Genomic DNA, 2,529 nt, shown 5'->3' on the forward strand with positions numbered 1-2,529 from the left:
GTGCGCCCATACGGGCATGTAGAGAATCTCCTTAGACAAGAGATGGGAGTCTGTGCTTAACTCATTTACCACCTTGCTTACCTAGAAGGGGAAACCCGGAGGGGACCAGAGCATGCAAGGAAAGCCCTAAGTTACCAAAATGACCTAGGTACGACTGAGGGGCAAGGTAAAAATGTTATGAATAAGGATGAAGGCTAAACTGCTTGAACCATAGTCCAAAGTGGAGTATCGTCGCCCGAAGTGCAGGGTCATTGAAACGCTTCGCAGTCTAAGAATGGAAATATTGCCGAAGTTTCCATTGAACATACGTGTTACGTATGGCAGACCAAAGACTGACTAACTTGAATAACAAGTAACGGACGAAAGTGGCATCCGACATCATAATTAGTCTAGTCTCTATATGTACTAAATGGGGATTACCTAACTTGGAGCGCCTCGTAAGGAGGCTATTGAGGATGATACCAAGTGTAAAAAGCAAGGTATGTGGCTCATGAAAATCCAATATGGTAACGGAGTTCTCGTAGTAGTCAGAGCGAGGGAAAGCCTCGTACAAGGCGAAGGAGAACAGTCTTTTCGACTAATATTAAATTGGGAAGGGGCGTGAGGCTCTTGCGAAGCCCAAAAATCGTATTAGAAAATCTAGCATCTCACAGTAAGAAAGCAGGGTACAAATACAAGAAATTATATCGAAATCTGTACAATCCATTATTTTTCCTTGAAGCCTACCAAAACATATACGCTAGCGAAGGAAATATGACTGCTGGAACAGATGGAAAAACCATTGACGGAATGTCTGAAAGAAGAATCTCGGAATTAATTAATAAATTAAGAGATTATTCGTATCAGCCAAAACCAGTAAGAAGAGTTTATATTCCAAAGAAAAATGGGAAAAAGCGTCCGTTAGGCATACCTTCCGTAGAAGATAAGTTAGTCCAAGAAGTCATAAAAAACCTATTAGAATCTATCTATGAACCGACTTTTAGTAAGTTATCTCATGGTTTCCGCCCTGAAAAGAGCTGCCATACAGCTTTATTTCAGGTGAAAAGCACGTTTACTGGGAGTAGATGGTTTATTGAGGGCGATATTGAAGGTTTTTTTGACAATATTAATCATCATATCCTTATCCATACTCTAAGGAAGAGGATAGATGATGAACAATTTATTGCGCTTATATGGAAGTTTCTTAGAGCCGGTTACTTAGAAGACTGGAAGTTCCATAAGACGTTTAGTGGTACACCGCAAGGTGGTATACTTAGCCCTTTATTAGCGAATATTTATTTAAATGAATTAGATAATTTTATGAATCAGTATAAGTCAACTTTTGATGTAGGAAAGATTAGAAGGACAAATCCAACCTACTCTAAAATCCAACATCAGATAAATAGGGCTAAGAAGAAACTAAGGGAAGCTAAAGAAAAAGATGAAGTACGAGAAAAAGAGCTGACTAATAAAATACGTGAGTTATTAGCTGAAAGAGAACACACGCCCCAAGGATATCCAATGGATGAGAATTATAAACGAATTCAATATGTGAGATACGCTGATGATTTTTTAATTGGAGTTATTGGGAGTAAGGAAGATGCGAATAGAGCAAAGAAAGACATCGCTAATTTCTTGAAATCTAAACTTAAGCTAACGTTATCCGAGGAGAAAACACTTATAACAAACACAAGAAATAAAGCTAGATTTTTAGGCTACGACGTTAAAGTTGGACGAGATTTCCATTCCAAACGACGAAGTGATGGAATAAAAACAAGAGCATTCTCACTAAAGTGTGAACTATATATGCCTACTGATCTTGTTTATAGTCGCCTATTTAAAAAAGGGGTAATAAAAATCAACCAAAAGACAGGTCAATGGAAACCAATTCACCGTCCAGAGTTAATTAAATTAGTGCCTCTTGAGATTTTAAGGAACTATAACGCTCAAATACGTGGAACCTATCAATATTATCAACTGGCAGTGAATGTGTGCCATTTAAACAGTTATAAGTATCTCCTGGAGTACTCTATGTATAAAACCTTAGCAAATAAGTACCGTACTACCTTAGGAAAAGCTAAACAAAAATTTATGGTGAATGGAATATTCCAAGTCAGTTATAAGATAAAGTCCGGCAAGAAAACGGAAGTGCTTTATGATAAGGGATTTCGTAGGAATAAAGCTCCTATAACTAAAAAGGATATAGAAAAACTTCCTTCGGAAGTATCCTACCAATCCCGAACATCGCTTATTCAAAGGTTGATGGCTAATCAATGTGAATGGTGTAAGGCTGAAGAAGGCTCAATGGAAGTTCATCATGTTCGAAAGTTAAAGAACCTTAAAGGGAAAAAGAAATGGGAAAGACAGATGATAGCAAGGAACCGTAAAACAATGATACTTTGTCGAAAGTGTCATCGTGACCTGCATAACGGGAAGCTAGACTGAAGAGACGGAGAGCCGTATACCTTGAGAGGGGTACGTACGGTTCGGGGGGGAGTTCTCGGAAACCTAAGACCGAGAGGTCTTAAGGCGCTGGGTTCTTACCCTACA

General features: G+C 38.6%; 1 protein-coding gene. It reads left to right on the forward strand.

Annotated elements, in window-relative coordinates:
- The first annotated feature begins 609 nt into the window (after positions 1-609).
- Positions 610-2,424, forward strand: coding sequence for a group II intron reverse transcriptase/maturase (ltrA, locus tag ATL10_RS30535; RefSeq protein WP_181419375.1), 1,815 nt, complete (start codon positions 610-612; stop codon positions 2,422-2,424).
- Positions 2,425-2,529 lie beyond the last annotated feature (105 nt).

It is taken from the genome of Bacillus sp. 196mf, assembly GCF_003217275.1.
Lineage (GTDB): Bacteria > Bacillota > Bacilli > Bacillales > Bacillaceae_G > Bacillus_A > Bacillus_A thuringiensis_S.